Raw genomic sequence first — 16,750 nt, forward strand, 5'->3', positions numbered from 1 at the left:
GTAACGAGGGCGTGGCTTATTTGACCAGTTCGAGGGAATCGACATCGATCTCGCGGCTGGTCAGGTCGTGATCGACTTCGCCGGCTAGCTTGACCGTAACGTTCTCGGAGATCGCCTGAGCCGGCCAATCTTCATCGTCGATCTCGACATTGATGGTGCCGCTGGCATCCTTGAACTCATAGAGTTCGTCCTGCAGACGCTTGACGATCTGCCCCTGCAACATCACCGGGGTGTCATCGCTGGCTTTCAACGCCGCCGCCACACTGGTGACCTGAGCCGTAGCGCCGGGGCCGGTGTAGCCGGCCGCCAGAGCGGCAGTGGAGAATAGCGGAGCAAGCAGCAAAGCCAAAGTGAAACGCTTCATGGTGTAAGCCTCTAGTCGGTTAGGTGATGGGGCAAGACTAGAGGGCACAGCTGAATCCAGGCTTAATCGCGGCTTAAGCCAAACTTAAATCAATCGTCCTCCGGGCGGTCCGCCGGGGGCAGCTTGCTCAGCACATAAAACAGGTTGGGTTCGCTGACGATATAGATATTGCCCGCCGCATCCATGGTCACCCCTTCCGCCTGCTTTATCCCCCGGTGCAGGCCGTTAAAGCCGCCGCTCAGACTGATAAAGCTGACCGGTTCGCCCTCGGCATCGACTTCCAGTAGCAGGCGCGACTCGTCCGACAGCACCAGCGCATGGCCGGTACGGGCGTCGTAGCTCAGGGAGGAGATATCGCGCAGAAACAGGTGCCCGGTTGGCAGCGGCTGCAATACGCCCGCAGCCCCATCCTCACCAGGAAAGGGCAGACTGAACAGCCCCAGCGGGCCGCGCTCCTTGCCCAGCAGCACGCGCTCGTTGCGCGAGTCCCAGGCGATACCCTCGAAGCCCTTGTTGCCGGCATTGGCAAAGCCCAAGTCGAAAGACGCTAGATCGGCAAATTCAAGGCTGCGGGTCAAAGCGCCCAGCTTGAAGGTAGTCAGAGTACGCTTGCGTTCATCGATAATCGCCAAGCGACCACCGGCGAGCATTTCCACCCCTTCTGGATTGGAAAAGCCATGCAGACTGATGCGCCGCAACACCTGACCATCCAGGGTCAGCTCGATCAGCTGCGAGTGTTTACCCGTCACGGTAAACAGCGTGTTGCTCTCCGGGCTGTAGGTCAGGCCGGACAGCTCATCGTCTTCCAGGCCCTGTACCGGCTTGCCCTGCAGCACCGCGCGATAGCCGGGCAGCCAGATACTCGCCTGCTGCTCGGCAGGGCTCGACTGCTGCTGTTTAAACCAGAAGTGCAGGCGATCATCCCAATGCCGGTAACCCGCCAACAGGATCACCGCCACCAGCAACAACAGCGCCCACCAGCGCGGACGCAGCAAAGAGGAAAACCGGCCAGACATCGCACACGACTCGACAGAACGATGACGATCAGACTAGAGCGCAACGCTTAAGTTTTGATTAGGCGGACATCTCCAGATGCCCGCATAGATCCTGCCCCGGCAGTGACTAGAGCGCGCGACTGGCGAAGCGACTGTGGCCGACCAGCTCCAGCACCAACTCATCGCCCTTGTGCAGCGGGCCGACGCCGACTGGCGTGCCGGTAAGGATCACATCACCCGGCTGCAGGCTGAAGTGGCCGCAGATGTGCTGGATCATCGGCAGAATCGGGTTGAGCATGTCGCGACTGTTACCGTCCTGACGCACTTCGCCGTTGATGCTCAGACGAATGCCGATATCGGCCAGGTCCTCGACTGCATCGCCTGGAACAAAAGGTGCCAGCACGCAGGCACCGTCGAAACTCTTGGCGGTTTCCCAAGGATAACCCTTGGCCTTGAGCGTGGCTTGCAGGTCACGCAGGGTCAGGTCCAGGGCTGGGGCGAAGCCGGAAATGGCGTCCATGACTTCTTCAGCGTTAGGCGTGCGCGACAGCGGCTTGCCGATCAGCACGGCGATTTCCGCCTCGTAATGCACATCACCTTTACCCTCGACCAAGGTAAAGCCGTCATCCAGCGGCACTACACAGCTGCCAGCCTTGATAAACAGCAACGGCTCGGTGGGCACCGGGTTGTTCAGCTCCTTGGCATGCTCAGCGTAGTTGCGGCCGATACACACCACCTTGCCCATGGGGAAATGGATATGGGTGCCGTCGATGTACTGATGCTGGTAACTCATGGGCGACTCCTTATGGGAATTCGGTGCGCGGCTCTTTGTGGGAGCCTGCGGTGTAGGGCGGGTGCAATTCGCCGCTAACAGGTGGCGGGTTACACCCGCCCTACGATCTGAACGCGTGTAGGAGCGGCCTTGGCCGCGAAGGGTCCAGAACCCCAAAACATCGCGGCCAAGGCCGCTCCTACAGACGTGGGTTCAACCGTCAGAGCGGGAAGATTTTGCCCGGGTTCATGATGCCGTTCGGATCGAACACCGCCTTGATCGCCTTCATATAGCCAATCTCGGCTTCCGAACGGCTGTAGGTCAGGTAATCGCGCTTGGTCATGCCCACGCCGTGTTCGGCGCTGATCGAGCCGTTGTACTTCTGCACGGTCTCGAACACCCACTTGTTGACGGTGGCGCACTTGGCGAAGAACTCGTCCTTGGACAGGTTCTCCGGCTTGAGGATATTCAGGTGCAGGTTGCCATCGCCGATATGGCCGAACCAGACGATTTCGAAGTCCGGGTAATGCTCGCCGACGATGGCGTCGATATCGTGCAAAAACGCCGGCACTTTCGACACGGTGACCGAGATGTCGTTTTTGTACGGCGTCCAGTGGCTGATGGTCTCGGAGATGTACTCGCGCAGCTTCCACAGGTTCTGCAACTGCTGCTCGCTCTGGCTCATCACGCCATCGAGCACCCAGCCCTGCTCGACACAATGCTCGAAGGTGGCCAGGGCCGCTTCGGCAACTTCTTCGGTGGTGGCTTCGAACTCCAGCAGGGCGTAGAACGGGCAATCGGTCTCAAAAGCCGCCGGCACGTCGCCACGGGCCATGATCTTGGCCAGGGCCTTGTCGGAGAAGAACTCGAAAGCGGTCAGGTCCAGCTTGTTCTGGAAGGCGTGCAGCACCGGCATGATCGAGTCGAAGTCCGGGGTGCCGAGCACCATCGCAGTGAGGTTCTTCGGCGCACGGTCCAGGCGCATGGTGGCCTCGACGACAAAGCCCAGGGTGCCTTCGGCACCGATAAACAGCTGACGCATGTCATAACCGGTGGCGTTTTTGATCAGGTCCTTGTTCAGCTCCAGCAACTCGCCGGTGCCGGTGACGACCTTCAAACCAGCCACCCAGTTGCGGGTCATGCCATAGCGAATCACCTTGATCCCGCCGGCATTGGTGCCGATATTGCCGCCAATCTGGCTGGAACCAGCAGATGCGAAGTCCACCGGGTAATACAGACCCTTGTCTTCGGCGAACATCTGCAGTTGCTGGGTGACCACGCCCGGCTGACACACGGCGGTGCGGTCGAATTCGTTGAAGTCGAGAATTTGATTCATATAGTCGAAGGACACCACCACTTCACCATTGGCGGCCACGGCGCCGGCGGAGAGGCCGGTACGGCCACCGGACGGCACCAGCGCGACCTTGTGCTGATTGGCCCAACGGACAATGGCCTGCACCTGCTCGATGCTCTTGGGGAAGGCAATCGCCAGCGGCGCTGGGGCGAAGTGCTTGGTCCAGTCCTTGCCGTAGGCGTTGAGGGAATCGGCATCGGTCAGCACCTTGCCGGGCTCAACCAGGGTCTTCAGCTCTTCGATCAGCGCAGGGTTGGTCATCTACGGAACTCTCAAACGATTCATGGTCACCCTGAGCACGCTTCATCTGCCAGGGTAGGTGCTTCGCGGGGCTCGTATGCTAGCATACGCCCCCCGTGAATCGTGCCCCCGCGCCGATCTGCGGGTGCAGTCAGCCCCCGCCGCTGACCCTTCCCTGACACCATTTGTGGGACAACAGGTACTCCGATGAGCAAGACCTCTCTCGACAAGAGCAAGATCAAGTTCCTTCTTCTTGAAGGCGTCCACCAGAATGCAGTGGACACCCTGAAGGCCGCTGGTTACACCAACATCGAGTACCTCAAGGGCGCACTCTCCGACGACGAGCTGAAAGAAAAGATCGCCGACGCGCACTTTATCGGTATCCGTTCGCGCACCCAGCTGACTGCCGAAGTCTTCGACTGCGCCAAGCGCCTGGTCGCGGTCGGTTGCTTCTGCATCGGCACCAACCAAGTCAACCTGGACGCCGCCCGCGAGCGTGGTATCGCCGTATTCAACGCGCCCTACTCGAACACCCGCTCGGTGGCCGAACTGGTGCTGGCTCAGGCCATCCTGCTGCTGCGCGGCATCCCCGAGAAAAACGCCTCCTGCCACCGTGGCGGCTGGATCAAATCGGCGGCCAACTCCTTCGAAATCCGCGGTAAAAAGCTGGGTATCGTCGGTTACGGCTCGATCGGCACCCAGCTTTCGGTACTCGCCGAGGCGCTGGGCATGCAGGTGTTCTTCTACGACACCGTGACCAAACTGCCGCTGGGTAACGCCACCCAGATCGCCAAGCTGCACGACCTGCTGGGCCTGTGCGACATCGTGTCGCTGCACGTGCCTGAGCTGCCATCCACCCAGTGGATGATCGGCGAGAAAGAAATCCGCGCCATGAAGAAGGGCGGCATCCTGATCAACGCCGCACGCGGCACCGTGGTCGAGCTGGATCACCTGGCAGCCGCGATCAAGGACGAGCACCTGATCGGCGCGGCCATCGACGTATTCCCGGTCGAGCCGAAGTCCAACGACGAAGAGTTCGCAAGCCCGCTGCGTGGCCTGGATCGCGTGATCCTGACTCCGCATATCGGCGGCTCGACTGCCGAAGCCCAGGCCAATATTGGTCTGGAAGTGGCCGAGAAGCTGGTCAAGTACAGCGACAACGGTACCTCGGTATCCTCGGTCAACTTCCCCGAAGTGGCCCTGCCGGCGCACCCAGGCAAGCACCGCTTGCTGCACATCCACGAGAACATTCCGGGTGTGATGAGCGAGATCAACAACGTGTTTGCCGAAAACGGCATCAACATCTCCGGCCAGTTCCTGCAGACCAACGACAAGGTCGGCTATGTAGTAATCGACGTCGACGCCGATTACTCCGACCTGGCGCTGGAGAAGCTGCAGCACGTTAAAGGCACCATCCGTAGCCGCGTACTGTTCTAAGCGGGCATACCCGCTCCCTCATCCGGCGCTTCGCGCCACCTTCTCCCGAAGGGAGAAGGATAAAGGATGGCGTCGCTACGCGACTTCTTCGAGGGCCGCGATACGCAAAAGGGAAGCTTCGGCTTCCCTTTTTTATGGCGCTCTCAACGGCCACGTGGCCGAGCGACGCGGTGTCGTAGGTTGGCGTTGAGCGCAGCGAAGCCCAACAGAACCCAGCTGCGTCGTTGGGCTTCGTCGCCTTGCTCCTCAACCCAACCTACCTGCTAAAGCCCCCCGCAGCCGGTTCAGGTCTCTAATTCACGCAACGCCGCTTCGGCCGCCGGCAGCTCTTCTTCGCTAAATACCTGCACCCCGGCACGGCGCAAGGCCGCAGCGGTCACGCCCTCACCGGCAACCCTGGTGCCGCTAAAACTGCCATCGTAATTTTCCCGGTTACCGCATGACGGGCTGCGCGCCTTGAGCAGCGCCATCCGGATGCCATATTTCGCCACCAGCGCCAGGGCCTGTTCTGCACCTGCAAGAAAGGCGGCGCTGACATCTTCGCCATCCACGGTCAGCACCGGTAAATGCCCATCGAGCACCTGCGCACCCTGGCCACCGGCAATTTCCGCCGGCGCGCGTGGGGTCGGCAGGCCGCCGGCGACTTCCGGACACAGCGGCACAATGCGCCCCTCCTGCTGCCAGCGCTCAAGCACGGTAAAGGGGCCATGGGCACCGCCGTCGTAGCGCACGGCATGGCCCAACAGGCAGCGGCTTACCAGTATTTTCTGCATCACACTCTCCCCTTGTACGAAAACCACCAGCGATCAGCTGATGGCCGACGGCCTGATCACCACGCCACTGACCATCCGCATGCGCATCGCCGCCGACATCGGTATCGGTGATGCCGGCGCGTCTGGTTCCAGCACCCTGGGCCGAGTTGAAATCCGCGACCTCAGCAACCTGCAGGGGCAGCTGCGCATCTGGGGCCATTGAGACCTTCAGGTGTTCTAGGGCCGTAGGATGGGTGGGGCCGCCCAGGTGATAACCCATCGGTCGATTGATGGGTTTCACCCATCCTACAGCGGCCCATCCCCACGCCGACGAAACCAGCCGGTCAGCGACAGGCGCTCGCGGGTCGCCGGCAACACCTCATGGGGCATGTCGGCTGAAAGAAACACCAGCAGCGTGCCCGCCTCAGGCAATACATCGCGCGTCTCGCCATCCGCCAGGTACAGGCGCAGCGCACCGCCCTGTTCGGCCTGCCAATCCTGATTGAGGTAGAGCACCGCCGACACCGTACGGCGGTCGTTATCGCGAAAGCGATCCAGGTGCTTGAGGTAGAAAGCTCCCGGCGGATACAGGGCGAAGTGGCTTTCGAAATCCTCCAGCCCCAAATACAGCCCCTGATTTAGCGCCTGACGCAGCCCATCCATGATCGCCAGATACTGATCGCAGGCCGCATCCTGGCCGGCTTCCAGCCACTGGATACGGTCGCCGCGCACCCCTTCACTGACCACCACCAGAGTGCCGCGACCGACACTGGCCGGCACCAGCGCACCGGCGGCTGCGCGCCTATGGCACTCTTGGGCCAGATCGAGGGTCAGAGTAGGAGGTGTGAACAGGGGTTGCAGCGACCAGCCGTGCACGGCCAGGTCGTCGATGATGCGTGCCAGGCACGCACTCAGGTTATCGCCAGACAGGGTTGTCAATTATTGCCCCAGGAAATGAGTACCTGCATCTATGCAGGACGGCGATTCTAGCAGGCCGCCGACTGTGCCTCGACAAGCGCCCACTGCCCACCGAAAATAGCCGCCTTCCCGAACGGAGTCCTTATGCGCGTCACTTCATTGCTGTTGACCCTGCTACTCAGCCTGCCCGCCCTCGCCGACGATTACCTGCAGTTGTATCAGGCCGCCGGCTGGCCGCAGCAGCGCATGCATTTCAGCGACGCCCTGCAAGCCGCTCAGGAACGTTATCGCGCCAGCCTGCCGCCAGCGGTGTACCAGGCCCTGGTGAATAACAGCAACCAGCGCTTCGCCCCCCAGGCCATCGACCAGCGCGCCCAGCAGGGCCTGCGCGACAACCTCGGCGAGCCCACACCGGCGCTGCAGTTCTTCCAGTCGCCGCTGGGACGCAAGATCATCGACGCCGAACTGCTCGCCACCCGCAGCGACCAACTGGCGCGCTATGCCAACGGCCTGCCGCGCAACGAGGCCAGCGCTACCCGCCGCCTGCTGATTCGTCACCTGGCCCAGGTGCTACCGGCCAAGGAAGCCGGCGCGGAAGTCAGCCTGGCCCTGGCCGGCGTGGCCGCCGACAGCCTTAGCCAGATGCTTCCCGGCCTGCTCGGTGGCGATAGCGCGCAAGCCCTGCTTAACGGTCAGCGCCAACGCCTGATGGAACAGATTGGCACGGACCTCGATAACACCCTGCTGCACGTTTACCGCGAGCTGAGCGATCCGGAGCTGGAAGAGTTTGTCGGCTTTGCCCAGTCAGACGCCGGCAAGACCTACTACCAGGCCGCCCTGGCCGCCATCCGCAGCGGCCTGGCGGTGGGCCAGAGCAGCGCCAACCTGGCCCCGGCACCGCAGGGGATCTGAACGGCCAAATACTGCGGCTCGGCGGCCCATCGTCGAGCGTAGTGCTACGCACTCCATGTTGGGCTTCGCTGCGCTCAGCGCCAACCTACGTCAGGCGCTCGGTGAGAAAGTCGAAATAGCGCTGGCGCAAGTCAGGCATCTCATTGGCCAGATGATGGCGCGCCTGGTTTAGACGCAGGATCTGTGGCGCGGCGAACTTGTCCTGCAGCACTTCGAGGTTGTGCTGCCAGGCCACCGTCATATCCGCCTCACCCTGGATAATCAGCGGGCTGTGGCTGCTGCGCGCGGCCGACTCGATGCGTGGCACCCACTGGCTGAGCGCCCCCACCCAGGCAGTCGGCAGGCAACGCGGCTGCAGCGGGTCCTGGTTGTGGATAAAGTCGATAAAGTCCGCATCGCTGGAGTTGACGCTGAACCGCCGCGGAATCTCCCGGACGAAGTGTTTCATCACCCGATAGCTGAGCTGCGACCAACCCCAGGCCCGCGGCCGGATCAGGGGCGCAAGCAGGATGGTCTGGCCCACCTCGGGGGCGGGCTGGCCGCTAAGCAGGTAGTCGATCAAAATCGCCCCGCCGGTGCTCTGGCCACACAGATGCCAGGGTTGCGGCAGCGCCAGGGCGGCCGCTTCGGCCAGTACCGCCTGCAGCACCAGCTGATACTCGGCAAAGTCGTCGATGCTGGCCCGCGCGCCACTGGACAGACCATGCCCGGGCAAATCGAAGGTCAGCACGGCGAAGCCCATCGCCAGGGCCCAGTCGATCACATGGCGGTACAGCGCGCTGTGGTCGTAATAGCCGTGCAGCAGCACCAAGGTGGCGCGCGGCTGCTCGGGCCACCAGGCCTGCAAAACAATCCGGTAAGCGCCAACCTGAATAGTGCCCAGGCGACTGTGCGCTGCGCCAATGCCGGCGAAACCGTAAAAGCGCCGGTAATCCAGCTCGGCCGGGGTAAGCGACGCCGCTGCGGCCAAGGGTCGCAGACTGGCGATCAGGTGATCCGGCTGAAAGGGCTCTGACATGGGGCTTCCAACTATCCGACGAGTGATTGGCAGGGCGGCGACGCTGCGCGGTTCAGGTTAGGGATATTCAGCTGTCGCGCCAGCCGTGGCAAGCTGCGCACCTGTTTACGAAGGCCCACCATGCCCAGAACCTACAAACGCCTGCTCGCCGGCCTGCTGCTTCTGCTCTGGGGCGCGGCCATGCTTGCCGCCTACCAGTGGTACGAGGCGCGCTTTATCCGCAGCTTCAGCGACCAGACGGCGCTGTTCTATGGCGAACGCCTGCGCCTGCCCGCCGAGCTGGCCGGCCCAGGGCCGATCCGCCTGGTGCACTTCTGGGACCCGGCCTGCCCCTGCAATGTCGGCAACCAGCAGCACCTGGCCGAACTGCTCGAACACTATGGCCCTCTGGGTGTGAGCTTTTATGCCGTGCAGAAACCCGGCAGCAAAGGCCAGCTGCCCGCCACCCTGAGCGCCCTGCAAGCCCTGCCCGATCTAGAAGGCAGCGCGCAGATCCCGGCCAGCCCGGCAGTGGCGATCTGGGACCGCGACGGCCAGCTGGCCTACTTCGGCCCTTACAGCGAAGGGGCCACCTGTACCTCCAGCAACAGCTTTATCGAGCCGATCCTCGAAGCCCTGGCCGCCAATCGCCCGGTCAGCGCTAGCAACACCCTGGCCGTCGGCTGCTTTTGCCAATGGTCGGCGGCGGACGACTAGCAACCTGCTTACCGAATCGCGCAGGCCGCAGGTTCTTGGCGATTTAAACGCAACACAGCACTAGATAACTCCTGCCTGCTGGCGATAACCCTGCGGCGTCTCACCCTGCCAGCGTTTGAACGCCCGATAAAACGGCGACAGTTCGGCAAAACCACAGGCCCGCGCCACCTCGCGAATGGCCAGGCCGCTGTCGAGCAGGGCCTGGGCGCGCAGGCGGCGCACTTCATCATGCAGCTGGCGAAAGCTCTGCTGCTGTTCGGCCAGGGCGCGCTGCAGGCCACCGGCGCTGTAACCGAGGGCCTTGGCGCAACTCGGTAAATTACACAGCTGCACGCCCAGGTTGACCTCCAGCCAGTAGCGCACGCGGTTGAGCAGCTGGTTTTCCTCAAGCTCCGCCAGCTCCACTTCGGCCTGCGCCCAGAGCACGGCAAACAGCCGCGGGTTGGCGCTGCGTGATGGCCGGGTTAGCCAGGCGCGGGGGAAAAGCAGCGCATCGTGGGGCTGGGCGAAACGCGGCAGCAGGCCGAACAGTCGCCGGTGCTCGCTGAGCCGGCGCGGTGCGGGGTGGCGAAAATCCACGCCGTCCAGGGTGAAAGCGCCATCGCAGACACTGCCCAGCATCTTCAGCAGCAACAGCGCCAGGCACTCCATCTGCTGGCGCAGCGAGCCGATGCCGCGGTAGTTGAGGTCGAAGATCAGCCGCGCCTGCTCGCCCTCCAACTCCAGCCGCGCAGCGAACCCGCCGGAAAGGATGTGTTGAAAACGCACAAAACACTCCAGCGCCTGACCCAGATCGCGGCTGGCCAGCAGCAGGTAGCCGACCACATCCAGCGGCCGCGGCTGCATCACCGCGCCCAGATGCAGGCCGATGTCCGCGTCGCCGCTGATGGCCGCCAGGTCCTGCCAGAAGCGTGGCGCGTTGTCGTGGTCCTCGCGGGCGTTGAGCAGCGGCGGAGCCAGGGCCACGCCGCGGTAGGCCTGGCGATAGGTATCGGTAGGGTCGAGGCCGAGCTCGGCCAGGGCCTCGTAGAGCAGCCGGCGCAAGGTCGAGGAATGGGTCAGGGCACTGGCCATGCCGTTATGCGGATCAGCGTCCATCGAGCCTCCAGTTAACGGTAGCGGGAGCCGCCTCCCGGGGGAGAAGGACAAAGGGAGGCGTCGCTGCGCGACTTTCACGCTAATGACCAAAGACTTTCATCCTCCAGACATTTGGTCAATGCCAGCCCTGCAGAGTGCCCCGCACAATGGCCGCGCCACAGCCCAGAATAAGGAAAACCGATGAAGCGCTCCCTGACCGCCCTTGCCCTGATAATCGCCGCCTCTGCCGCCGGCGCTTACTGGTACCTCGACAGCAAGCAGCCGCAACGCGCAGGCGAGCTGAGCCTGAGTTCACTGCAAGCGCCGGTCACGGTGGATTACGACGAGCGCGGCGTGCCGCATATCCAGGCGCAGAACGAAGCCGATATGTACCGCACACTGGGTTATGTGCACGCGCAGGACCGGCTGTTCCAGATGGAAATCCTCCGTCGCCTGGCCCGTGGCGAGCTAGCGGAGATTCTCGGCAGCAAGCTGGTCGACACCGACCGCCTGTTCCGCACCCTGGGTCTTCGCGAGCACGCCGACCGCTACGCCGCACAGATGGACATGACCACGCCCGGGAGCAAAGCGCTGCTGGCCTATCTGGACGGTATCAACCAGTACCAGGCCAGCCGCCCGGCACCGCTGGAGTTCGATGTACTGGGCATCGAGAAACGCCCCTTTACCGCGGCCGACACCATCAGCGTCGCCGGCTATATGGCCTACAGCTTTGCCGCGGCGTTTCGTACCGAGCCGGTGCTGACGCATATCCGCGATCAGCTGGGGGCCGACTACCTCAAGGCCTTCGACCTCGACTGGCACCCCCAGGGCGTGGTCGGGCAGCACCTCGCCGCCGGGGATTGGCAAGACCTCAACGCCATCGCCGAGTTGAGCCACGCCGCGCTGCTGAATGCCGGCCTGCCGCAGTTCGAGGGCAGCAATGCCTGGGCAGTCTCCGGCAGCCGTACCGCCAGCGGCAAACCGCTGCTGGCCGGCGACCCGCATATCCGCTTCGCCGTGCCGTCGGTGTGGTACGAGGCCAACCTGAGCTACCCCGGTTTCAGCCTGTACGGCCACCACCAGGCGCTCAACCCGGTGGCGTCACTTGGGCATAACAAAGCGTTCGCCTGGAGCATCACCATGTTCCAGAACGACGACCTGGACCTGATCGCCGAGAAAACCAACCCGGCCAACCCCAATCAGGTCTGGTACCGCGGCCAGTGGGTCGAGCTGCAAAGCCGCGTCGAGCAGATCAGGGTCAAGGACGCCGAGCCGATCAGCCTGACCATCCGCCGCTCGCCCCACGGCCCGATCATCAACAGCGCCCTGGGCGAAACCGTCGGCAGCACGCCGATTGCCATGTGGTGGGCGTTTCTCGAAACCAACAACCCGATCCTCGATGGCTTCTACCAGCTCAACCGCGCCGCCAGCCTGGAGCAGGCCCGCGCCGCCGTCGAGCATATCGAGGCACCGGGGCTGAACGTGGTGTGGGCCAATGCCACCGGCGATATCGGCTGGTGGGCGGCGGCGAAACTGCCGCGCCGCCCGGCCGGGGTTAACCCGAACTTTATCCTCGACGGTGCCAGCGGCGAGGCGGAGAAGGACGGCTACTACCCGTTCAGCGCCAACCCGCAGGAAGAGAACCCGGCGCGCGGCTATGTCCTCTCGGCCAACTACCAGCCGGTTTCGCCGACCGGCATGGCGATACCGGGCTATTACAACCTGGCCGACCGCGGCCAACGCCTGGACGAGCGACTTAGCGACAACAGCGTGAAATGGAACCTGAGCAACAGCCAGGCCCTGCAACTTGAGCCCGGCACCGGCTACCCGCAGCGCCTGCTTGCGCCGCTGGCCGCCGACCTGCGCGCAGCCGCTGGGAATGCCGAGGAACAAGCCCTGGTCGAGCAACTACTGAGCTGGGATGGCCAACATACCCTCGACGCCACGGCCGCCACGCTGTTCAACCAGCTGGCCTATCAACTGACCTTTGAGGCCATGGCCGACGAGCTGGGCGAAGCCTTCTTCACCAACCTGCTGCAAACCCGCGTGCTCGACAGCGCCCTGCCGCGCCTGGTCGCCGACGCCAGCTCGCCCTGGTGGGACAAGCGCGGCAGCGCTGCCGTAGAAAGCCGCGCCGATACCGTCAAGGCCGCCTGGCAAGCCAGCCTCGCCCACCTGCGCAGCACCCTGGGTACCGAGGCGACTAAGTGGACCTGGGGCAGCGCCCACACCCTCACCCATAGCCACCCACTGGGCCAGCAGAAGCCGCTGGATAAACTGTTCAACGTCGGCCCCTTCGCCGCACCCGGCGGCCGCGAAACCCCGAACAACCTTTCGCAACCAATCGGCCCCGCACCCTGGCCGGTAGTCTACGGCCCCTCGACCCGCCGCCTGATCGACCTGGCCGACGCCAGCACCGCCCTGGGCATCAACCCGGTGGGCCAGAGCGGCGTACTGTTCGATAAGCACTACAAGGACCAGGCCGAAGCCTATATGCGCGGCGAGTACGTGCCGATGCACCTGGATACCGAGGCGATCAAGGTCAATAGCCGCAGCCAACTGGTACTGCGCCCGTAAAGGGCACCTCTAAAAACGTAGGCGAGGCAGTCAGCGCAAGGCAAAACAGGCGAAAAAGCGTAGTTTACGAGCTGTAAATGAGCATTTTGAGCCTGTTTTTAACGCAGCGATGACCACGCAGGTAGTTTTTAGAGGTGCCCTAAAGAGATGAAACGCCTGCTACTGATTCCGCCATCGCCCTGCTCGGCCTGATTGCCGTGCTCGTCGGCCACACCTTAATGCTGCCGGCTGTCGACCCTGTAGCCCGCCTGTTACACCCGGTCCAGCGGGCTCAACACCGCCAGCCCGCCACGGTTAAGGACATGGGTGTAGATCATCGTGGTCTTCACATCGGCATGGCCGAGCAACTCCTGTACCGTGCGAATATCCTGACCACTTTCCAGCAAGTGCGTGGCGAAGGAGTGGCGCAGGGTATGCGGCGTGGCCAGCTTAGCAATCCCCGCAGCCCTGACCGCTCTCTTGAAGGCCCGCTGCAAGCGCTTCTCATCAACATGATGACGCCGCCGCGCACCGCTGCGCGGATCGACCGACAGCCCCTGCGCGGGAAACATATACTGCCAGGCCCACTCCCAAGGCCCCTTGGAATACTTGCGCGCCAACGCATCAGGCAAATACACATCGCCACGCCCGGCCAACAACTCCGCATTGTGCAGTGCCTTCACCAGTTGCAACTGGCGCTTCAACGGCTCAAGTAAACGCAACGGCAGAACCGTGACTCGATCCTTCGCGCCCTTGCCATCGCGCACCATAATCTGCCGGCTGGAGAAGTCCACATCCTTGACCCGCAAACGCAGCACCTCCATCAAGCGCATGCCCGAGCCATACAACAAACTGGCGATCAACCATAGCTCGCCCTGCAACTGCGCCAATACCGCCTGCACTTCCTCGACACTCAACACCACCGGCAAACGCTGCGGCTTCTTCGCTCTCACCACCTCCCCCAGCCAGGGCAAGTCCAGTTTGAGTACCTGTTTATAAAGGAAGAGCAACGCAGCCAGCGCCTGATTCTGCGTCGAAGCTGACACATTGCGTCGCACCGCCAGATCAGACAAAAAAGCCTCCACCTCCGCCGCACCCATTTCCGATGGATGCCGATACTGGTGAAAACGAATAAATCGCCTGATCCACTCGCAATAGACTCGCTCAGTGCGAATCGAGTAATGTTTCAAACGAATCTGTTCACGAACCTGATCGAGCAAACGGGGCTTGCCATCCATGGTGCATAACTCCTTATACGGTCACCCGACCGCTGCATTACTCAGCCTAGATAGAGATGGTGAAGGGCACAAGGAAGGTTATCCACCAAATGCAGCAGGCGTTATCACACCATTTGGTGTCTATTTATAGTTAGAGGCAAGTCTAGAATGTACGATTGCTTCGGCACCGGATTTTCTGGGTACGAATTAATAATCAGCACCGTGGCAATTTACATATTGCTACTAGGTTTACCTTTAGCAATTACGTATGTCGCCACAGGATTTAAAGAGCATTTCACAAAGCAACTCAAGCTAGTGGCTCTATGCTTCATAGTTTTACTGGCTGGTGGCTTCTTCGTTTATGGCCCAGAAATCAGCTACATTGCAACAGCTTTTATCGTTATGAATTTCGGCATATCAATTCATGCCGTGATCGCACGAAATAGAATCGAGGGAAGCCTCTAACAATTGGTTCAAACCGTTCGCTTCGCTCACTGGGACGGGCTAAAGCCCGCCCCTTAACCAAACGTTAAATGCCAAAAGAAATTACTATGAAAATCATCAGAATCGCATTACTAGTTTTGATTTCAAGTTCCGTTTTCGCTGCACCGCCAAATGAATTTGAGAGCGTAACAGTTGGGTTGAAGGTCACAAAGCCGACTGATTGGCAGTTTCTCAGTGCTGACGAGAATCTTGAGAACCTGAAGAAAATCGAGCTAAACGACCAAGAATTTCAACAGTTGATGCAAAAATACGCTACTGCACCATTAGTAGCCATGATGAAATACCCAGAACCATATGACGACTTGAACCCCAGCTTCAAAGTCAATATCAAGCCTCTTGGGCAACTTAAAGGTGTAGACCCAAAGCAAATACTTAATCTATTCCTGCCACAATTTCAAAAAATGTTCAAAGACTTTGTGTTAGCTCAAGAACCAATTGATGAAAAACTATCTGGGTTAAATGCCGCATACATGCGGGTCAACTACTCGATAGCAATCCCAGACGGCAGAGAGTTCCCTACCACTTCAGAGTTATGGATTATCCCAAGGGGTGATTACTTCTTCATGGTTGGAGCTGGAACACGGCAAGACGAAAAAACAGGCTCTAGAGGTGAAATAAAAGAAATACTTAACAGTCTTGTAATAAGTAATTGAGTGTTGGCGCTTAACAATTGGTTCAAACCGTTCGCTGCGCTCACTGGGACGGGCTAAAGCCCGCCCCTTAACCAAACGTTAGCCATAAAACAGTCAGAACCCCATTCAATGAACGAAAATATGAATGCGTCATCGACCACGATAAACATAATTGTCGGAATGTTCTTCTTGGTTTTCATGTCCGCATACTACACTGCAAGCACGTTGCACATAACAGACATTGCATACACTCTAATGCTAGGCGCATGTTCACAAAACACATGGCAATCCCCAGCAATTGCATTCGCAACATTAACAACAACAATCATCGCATTTCTTGCAACCATTGCTTATCCATTTACAAAAAGCCTCTCAGAGGCAAAATTAAAAAGAAAAAATAACGGAGCAAGCGTAGCCGCCGCTGGCTTTCTAACTGTCTGGCTATCTATTTTTCTTAGCCTATTCTTTATACCTTGCACCTCTGCTCTTAGCGGTCCAGGCGCAACATCATCAGCACGAGCAGGTTACGCCCTCGTACGACTAATGCATGATCATGTATTCATATATGCTGCAGTTCATTCATTGCTCATGCTTAGCGTATTCTATGGCGGCGTTATATTCATCAACCTAAAACTCAGAAAAGCAGCGCCCACATAAGAGCCGGCTAACAAGTGGTTCAAACCGTTCGCTTCGCTCACTGGGACGGGCTAAAGCCCGCCCCTTAACCAAACGTTATGTGGCAAAGGCTGACCAACCACTACATTTTTAGAGAAAGCAATGGAAACTAATAAATTACTTAAGGTATTAATAATCTCTAATTTTTTTACAGCGCTCTTTGCCATAGGCGCATGTTATTTTTCCTATCGCGCATCTGGAGATGCCGAATCCGCATACTACGAAGCAGCTAATGCTTCATCTGAGGCATCAGATGCAGCTGCATCAGCAGCCGATGCAGCAAGGGCTGCATCAAACGCAGAAACATCAGCCTCTCAAGCTGAACATGAGGCTTCCACAGCAAATTCTGCGATCTCCAGAATTGACGTATACGGTGTGAGCTGCAATTAATTTGTCAATTATTAAGGAGCCGCACAAGTTGCTTCGTGTAATTGCCACATAACAATTGGTTCAAACCGCTCGCTTCGCTCACTGGGACGGGCTAAAGCCCGCCCCTTAACCAAACGTTGAGGCTGTAGAAAAACCTGCTGCCCTCCGATTCGCAGGCTGATAATCTCCGACTCATTCAATCGCAGGGAGGCGCGGGGCGATGCCTCGATTCAAAACCGTTCACAAGGGACTGAAACTGCTC

General features: G+C 60.2%; 17 protein-coding genes. 8 read left to right on the top strand and 9 right to left on the bottom strand.

Annotation, left to right across the window (positions count from 1 at the left end):
• Nucleotides 1–16: 16 nt before the first annotated feature.
• From VMP31_RS03130 to VMP31_RS03145, 4 genes are all read right to left on the bottom strand, one after another.
• On the bottom strand, nucleotides 17–364 hold the full coding sequence (locus tag VMP31_RS03130; RefSeq protein WP_325503953.1) for a NirD/YgiW/YdeI family stress tolerance protein: 348 nt from the start codon (nucleotides 362–364) through the stop codon (nucleotides 17–19).
• A gap of 89 nt (nucleotides 365–453) precedes the next feature.
• The gene (locus VMP31_RS03135; protein ID WP_325503954.1) at nucleotides 454–1,380 is read right to left on the bottom strand and encodes an SdiA-regulated domain-containing protein; all 927 of its coding nucleotides are present in this window, start codon (nucleotides 1,378–1,380) and stop codon (nucleotides 454–456) included.
• Nucleotides 1,381–1,486: 106 nt separating this feature from the next.
• Complete coding sequence (locus VMP31_RS03140; protein ID WP_325503955.1) at nucleotides 1,487–2,152, bottom strand: fumarylacetoacetate hydrolase family protein; 666 nt, start codon at nucleotides 2,150–2,152, stop codon at nucleotides 1,487–1,489.
• Between the two features lie 199 nt (nucleotides 2,153–2,351).
• Nucleotides 2,352–3,746 (bottom strand): FAD-binding oxidoreductase, encoded by a 1,395-nt coding sequence (locus tag VMP31_RS03145; protein ID WP_325503956.1) that lies wholly within the window; start codon nucleotides 3,744–3,746, stop codon nucleotides 2,352–2,354.
• Between the two features lie 186 nt (nucleotides 3,747–3,932).
• Here VMP31_RS03145 and serA point away from each other — a divergent pair, with 186 nt between their 5' ends.
• Entirely contained in the window at nucleotides 3,933–5,162 is a 1,230-nt protein-coding gene (gene serA, locus VMP31_RS03150) for a phosphoglycerate dehydrogenase (protein WP_325503958.1), read from the top strand.
• A 284-nt stretch (nucleotides 5,163–5,446) separates the two neighbouring features.
• On the opposite strand, the gene VMP31_RS03155 is transcribed toward serA, so the two are convergent.
• Complete coding sequence (locus VMP31_RS03155) at nucleotides 5,447–5,935, bottom strand: DUF523 domain-containing protein (RefSeq protein WP_325503960.1); 489 nt, start codon at nucleotides 5,933–5,935, stop codon at nucleotides 5,447–5,449.
• A 40-nt stretch (nucleotides 5,936–5,975) separates the two neighbouring features.
• Between VMP31_RS03155 and VMP31_RS03160 the strand changes: the two genes are divergently transcribed.
• Complete coding sequence (locus VMP31_RS03160; protein WP_325503962.1) at nucleotides 5,976–6,137, top strand: hypothetical protein; 162 nt, start codon at nucleotides 5,976–5,978, stop codon at nucleotides 6,135–6,137.
• A gap of 83 nt (nucleotides 6,138–6,220) precedes the next feature.
• On the opposite strand, the gene VMP31_RS03165 is transcribed toward VMP31_RS03160, so the two are convergent.
• The gene (locus VMP31_RS03165) at nucleotides 6,221–6,853 is read right to left on the bottom strand and encodes a 2OG-Fe(II) oxygenase (protein WP_325503964.1); all 633 of its coding nucleotides are present in this window, start codon (nucleotides 6,851–6,853) and stop codon (nucleotides 6,221–6,223) included.
• A gap of 123 nt (nucleotides 6,854–6,976) precedes the next feature.
• Here VMP31_RS03165 and VMP31_RS03170 point away from each other — a divergent pair, with 123 nt between their 5' ends.
• Nucleotides 6,977–7,744 (top strand): hypothetical protein, encoded by a 768-nt coding sequence (locus VMP31_RS03170; protein ID WP_325503966.1) that lies wholly within the window; start codon nucleotides 6,977–6,979, stop codon nucleotides 7,742–7,744.
• 85 nt (nucleotides 7,745–7,829) lie between these two features.
• Here VMP31_RS03170 and VMP31_RS03175 read toward each other — a convergent pair whose 3' ends face one another.
• The gene (locus VMP31_RS03175; protein WP_325503968.1) at nucleotides 7,830–8,762 is read right to left on the bottom strand and encodes an alpha/beta hydrolase; all 933 of its coding nucleotides are present in this window, start codon (nucleotides 8,760–8,762) and stop codon (nucleotides 7,830–7,832) included.
• A gap of 120 nt (nucleotides 8,763–8,882) precedes the next feature.
• Between VMP31_RS03175 and VMP31_RS03180 the strand changes: the two genes are divergently transcribed.
• The gene (locus VMP31_RS03180; RefSeq protein ID WP_325503970.1) at nucleotides 8,883–9,458 is read left to right on the top strand and encodes a DUF6436 domain-containing protein; all 576 of its coding nucleotides are present in this window, start codon (nucleotides 8,883–8,885) and stop codon (nucleotides 9,456–9,458) included.
• A 60-nt stretch (nucleotides 9,459–9,518) separates the two neighbouring features.
• On the opposite strand, the gene VMP31_RS03185 is transcribed toward VMP31_RS03180, so the two are convergent.
• Nucleotides 9,519–10,556: an AraC family transcriptional regulator gene (locus tag VMP31_RS03185; protein ID WP_325503972.1), complete on the bottom strand. Its 1,038-nt coding sequence runs from the start codon at nucleotides 10,554–10,556 to the stop codon at nucleotides 9,519–9,521.
• 180 nt (nucleotides 10,557–10,736) lie between these two features.
• Here VMP31_RS03185 and VMP31_RS03190 point away from each other — a divergent pair, with 180 nt between their 5' ends.
• Nucleotides 10,737–13,112: a penicillin acylase family protein gene (locus VMP31_RS03190; RefSeq protein ID WP_325503974.1), complete on the top strand. Its 2,376-nt coding sequence runs from the start codon at nucleotides 10,737–10,739 to the stop codon at nucleotides 13,110–13,112.
• Between the two features lie 251 nt (nucleotides 13,113–13,363).
• Here the strand turns inward: VMP31_RS03190 and VMP31_RS03195 are convergent, their stop codons facing one another.
• The gene (locus VMP31_RS03195; RefSeq protein ID WP_325503976.1) at nucleotides 13,364–14,329 is read right to left on the bottom strand and encodes an integron integrase; all 966 of its coding nucleotides are present in this window, start codon (nucleotides 14,327–14,329) and stop codon (nucleotides 13,364–13,366) included.
• Between the two features lie 530 nt (nucleotides 14,330–14,859).
• On the opposite strand from VMP31_RS03195, the gene VMP31_RS03200 reads away from it, so the two are divergent.
• The 3 genes from VMP31_RS03200 to VMP31_RS03210 all read left to right on the top strand — a co-directional run bounded on the left by VMP31_RS03200 (nucleotide 14,860) and on the right by VMP31_RS03210 (nucleotide 16,509).
• Nucleotides 14,860–15,465 carry a hypothetical protein gene (locus VMP31_RS03200; protein ID WP_325503978.1) on the top strand — a complete coding sequence of 202 codons (606 nt, stop codon included), beginning with the start codon at nucleotides 14,860–14,862 and terminating at the stop codon, nucleotides 15,463–15,465.
• A gap of 120 nt (nucleotides 15,466–15,585) precedes the next feature.
• A complete protein-coding gene (locus tag VMP31_RS03205; protein WP_325503980.1) occupies nucleotides 15,586–16,101 on the top strand; it encodes a hypothetical protein in 516 nt (171 codons plus the stop codon).
• Between the two features lie 120 nt (nucleotides 16,102–16,221).
• Nucleotides 16,222–16,509 (top strand): hypothetical protein, encoded by a 288-nt coding sequence (locus VMP31_RS03210; protein WP_325503981.1) that lies wholly within the window; start codon nucleotides 16,222–16,224, stop codon nucleotides 16,507–16,509.
• Nucleotides 16,510–16,750: the final 241 nt, after the last annotated feature.

Origin of the sequence: Pseudomonas sp., from assembly GCF_035512415.1 — a bacterium.
Classification (GTDB): Bacteria; Pseudomonadota; Gammaproteobacteria; order Pseudomonadales; family Pseudomonadaceae; genus Aquipseudomonas.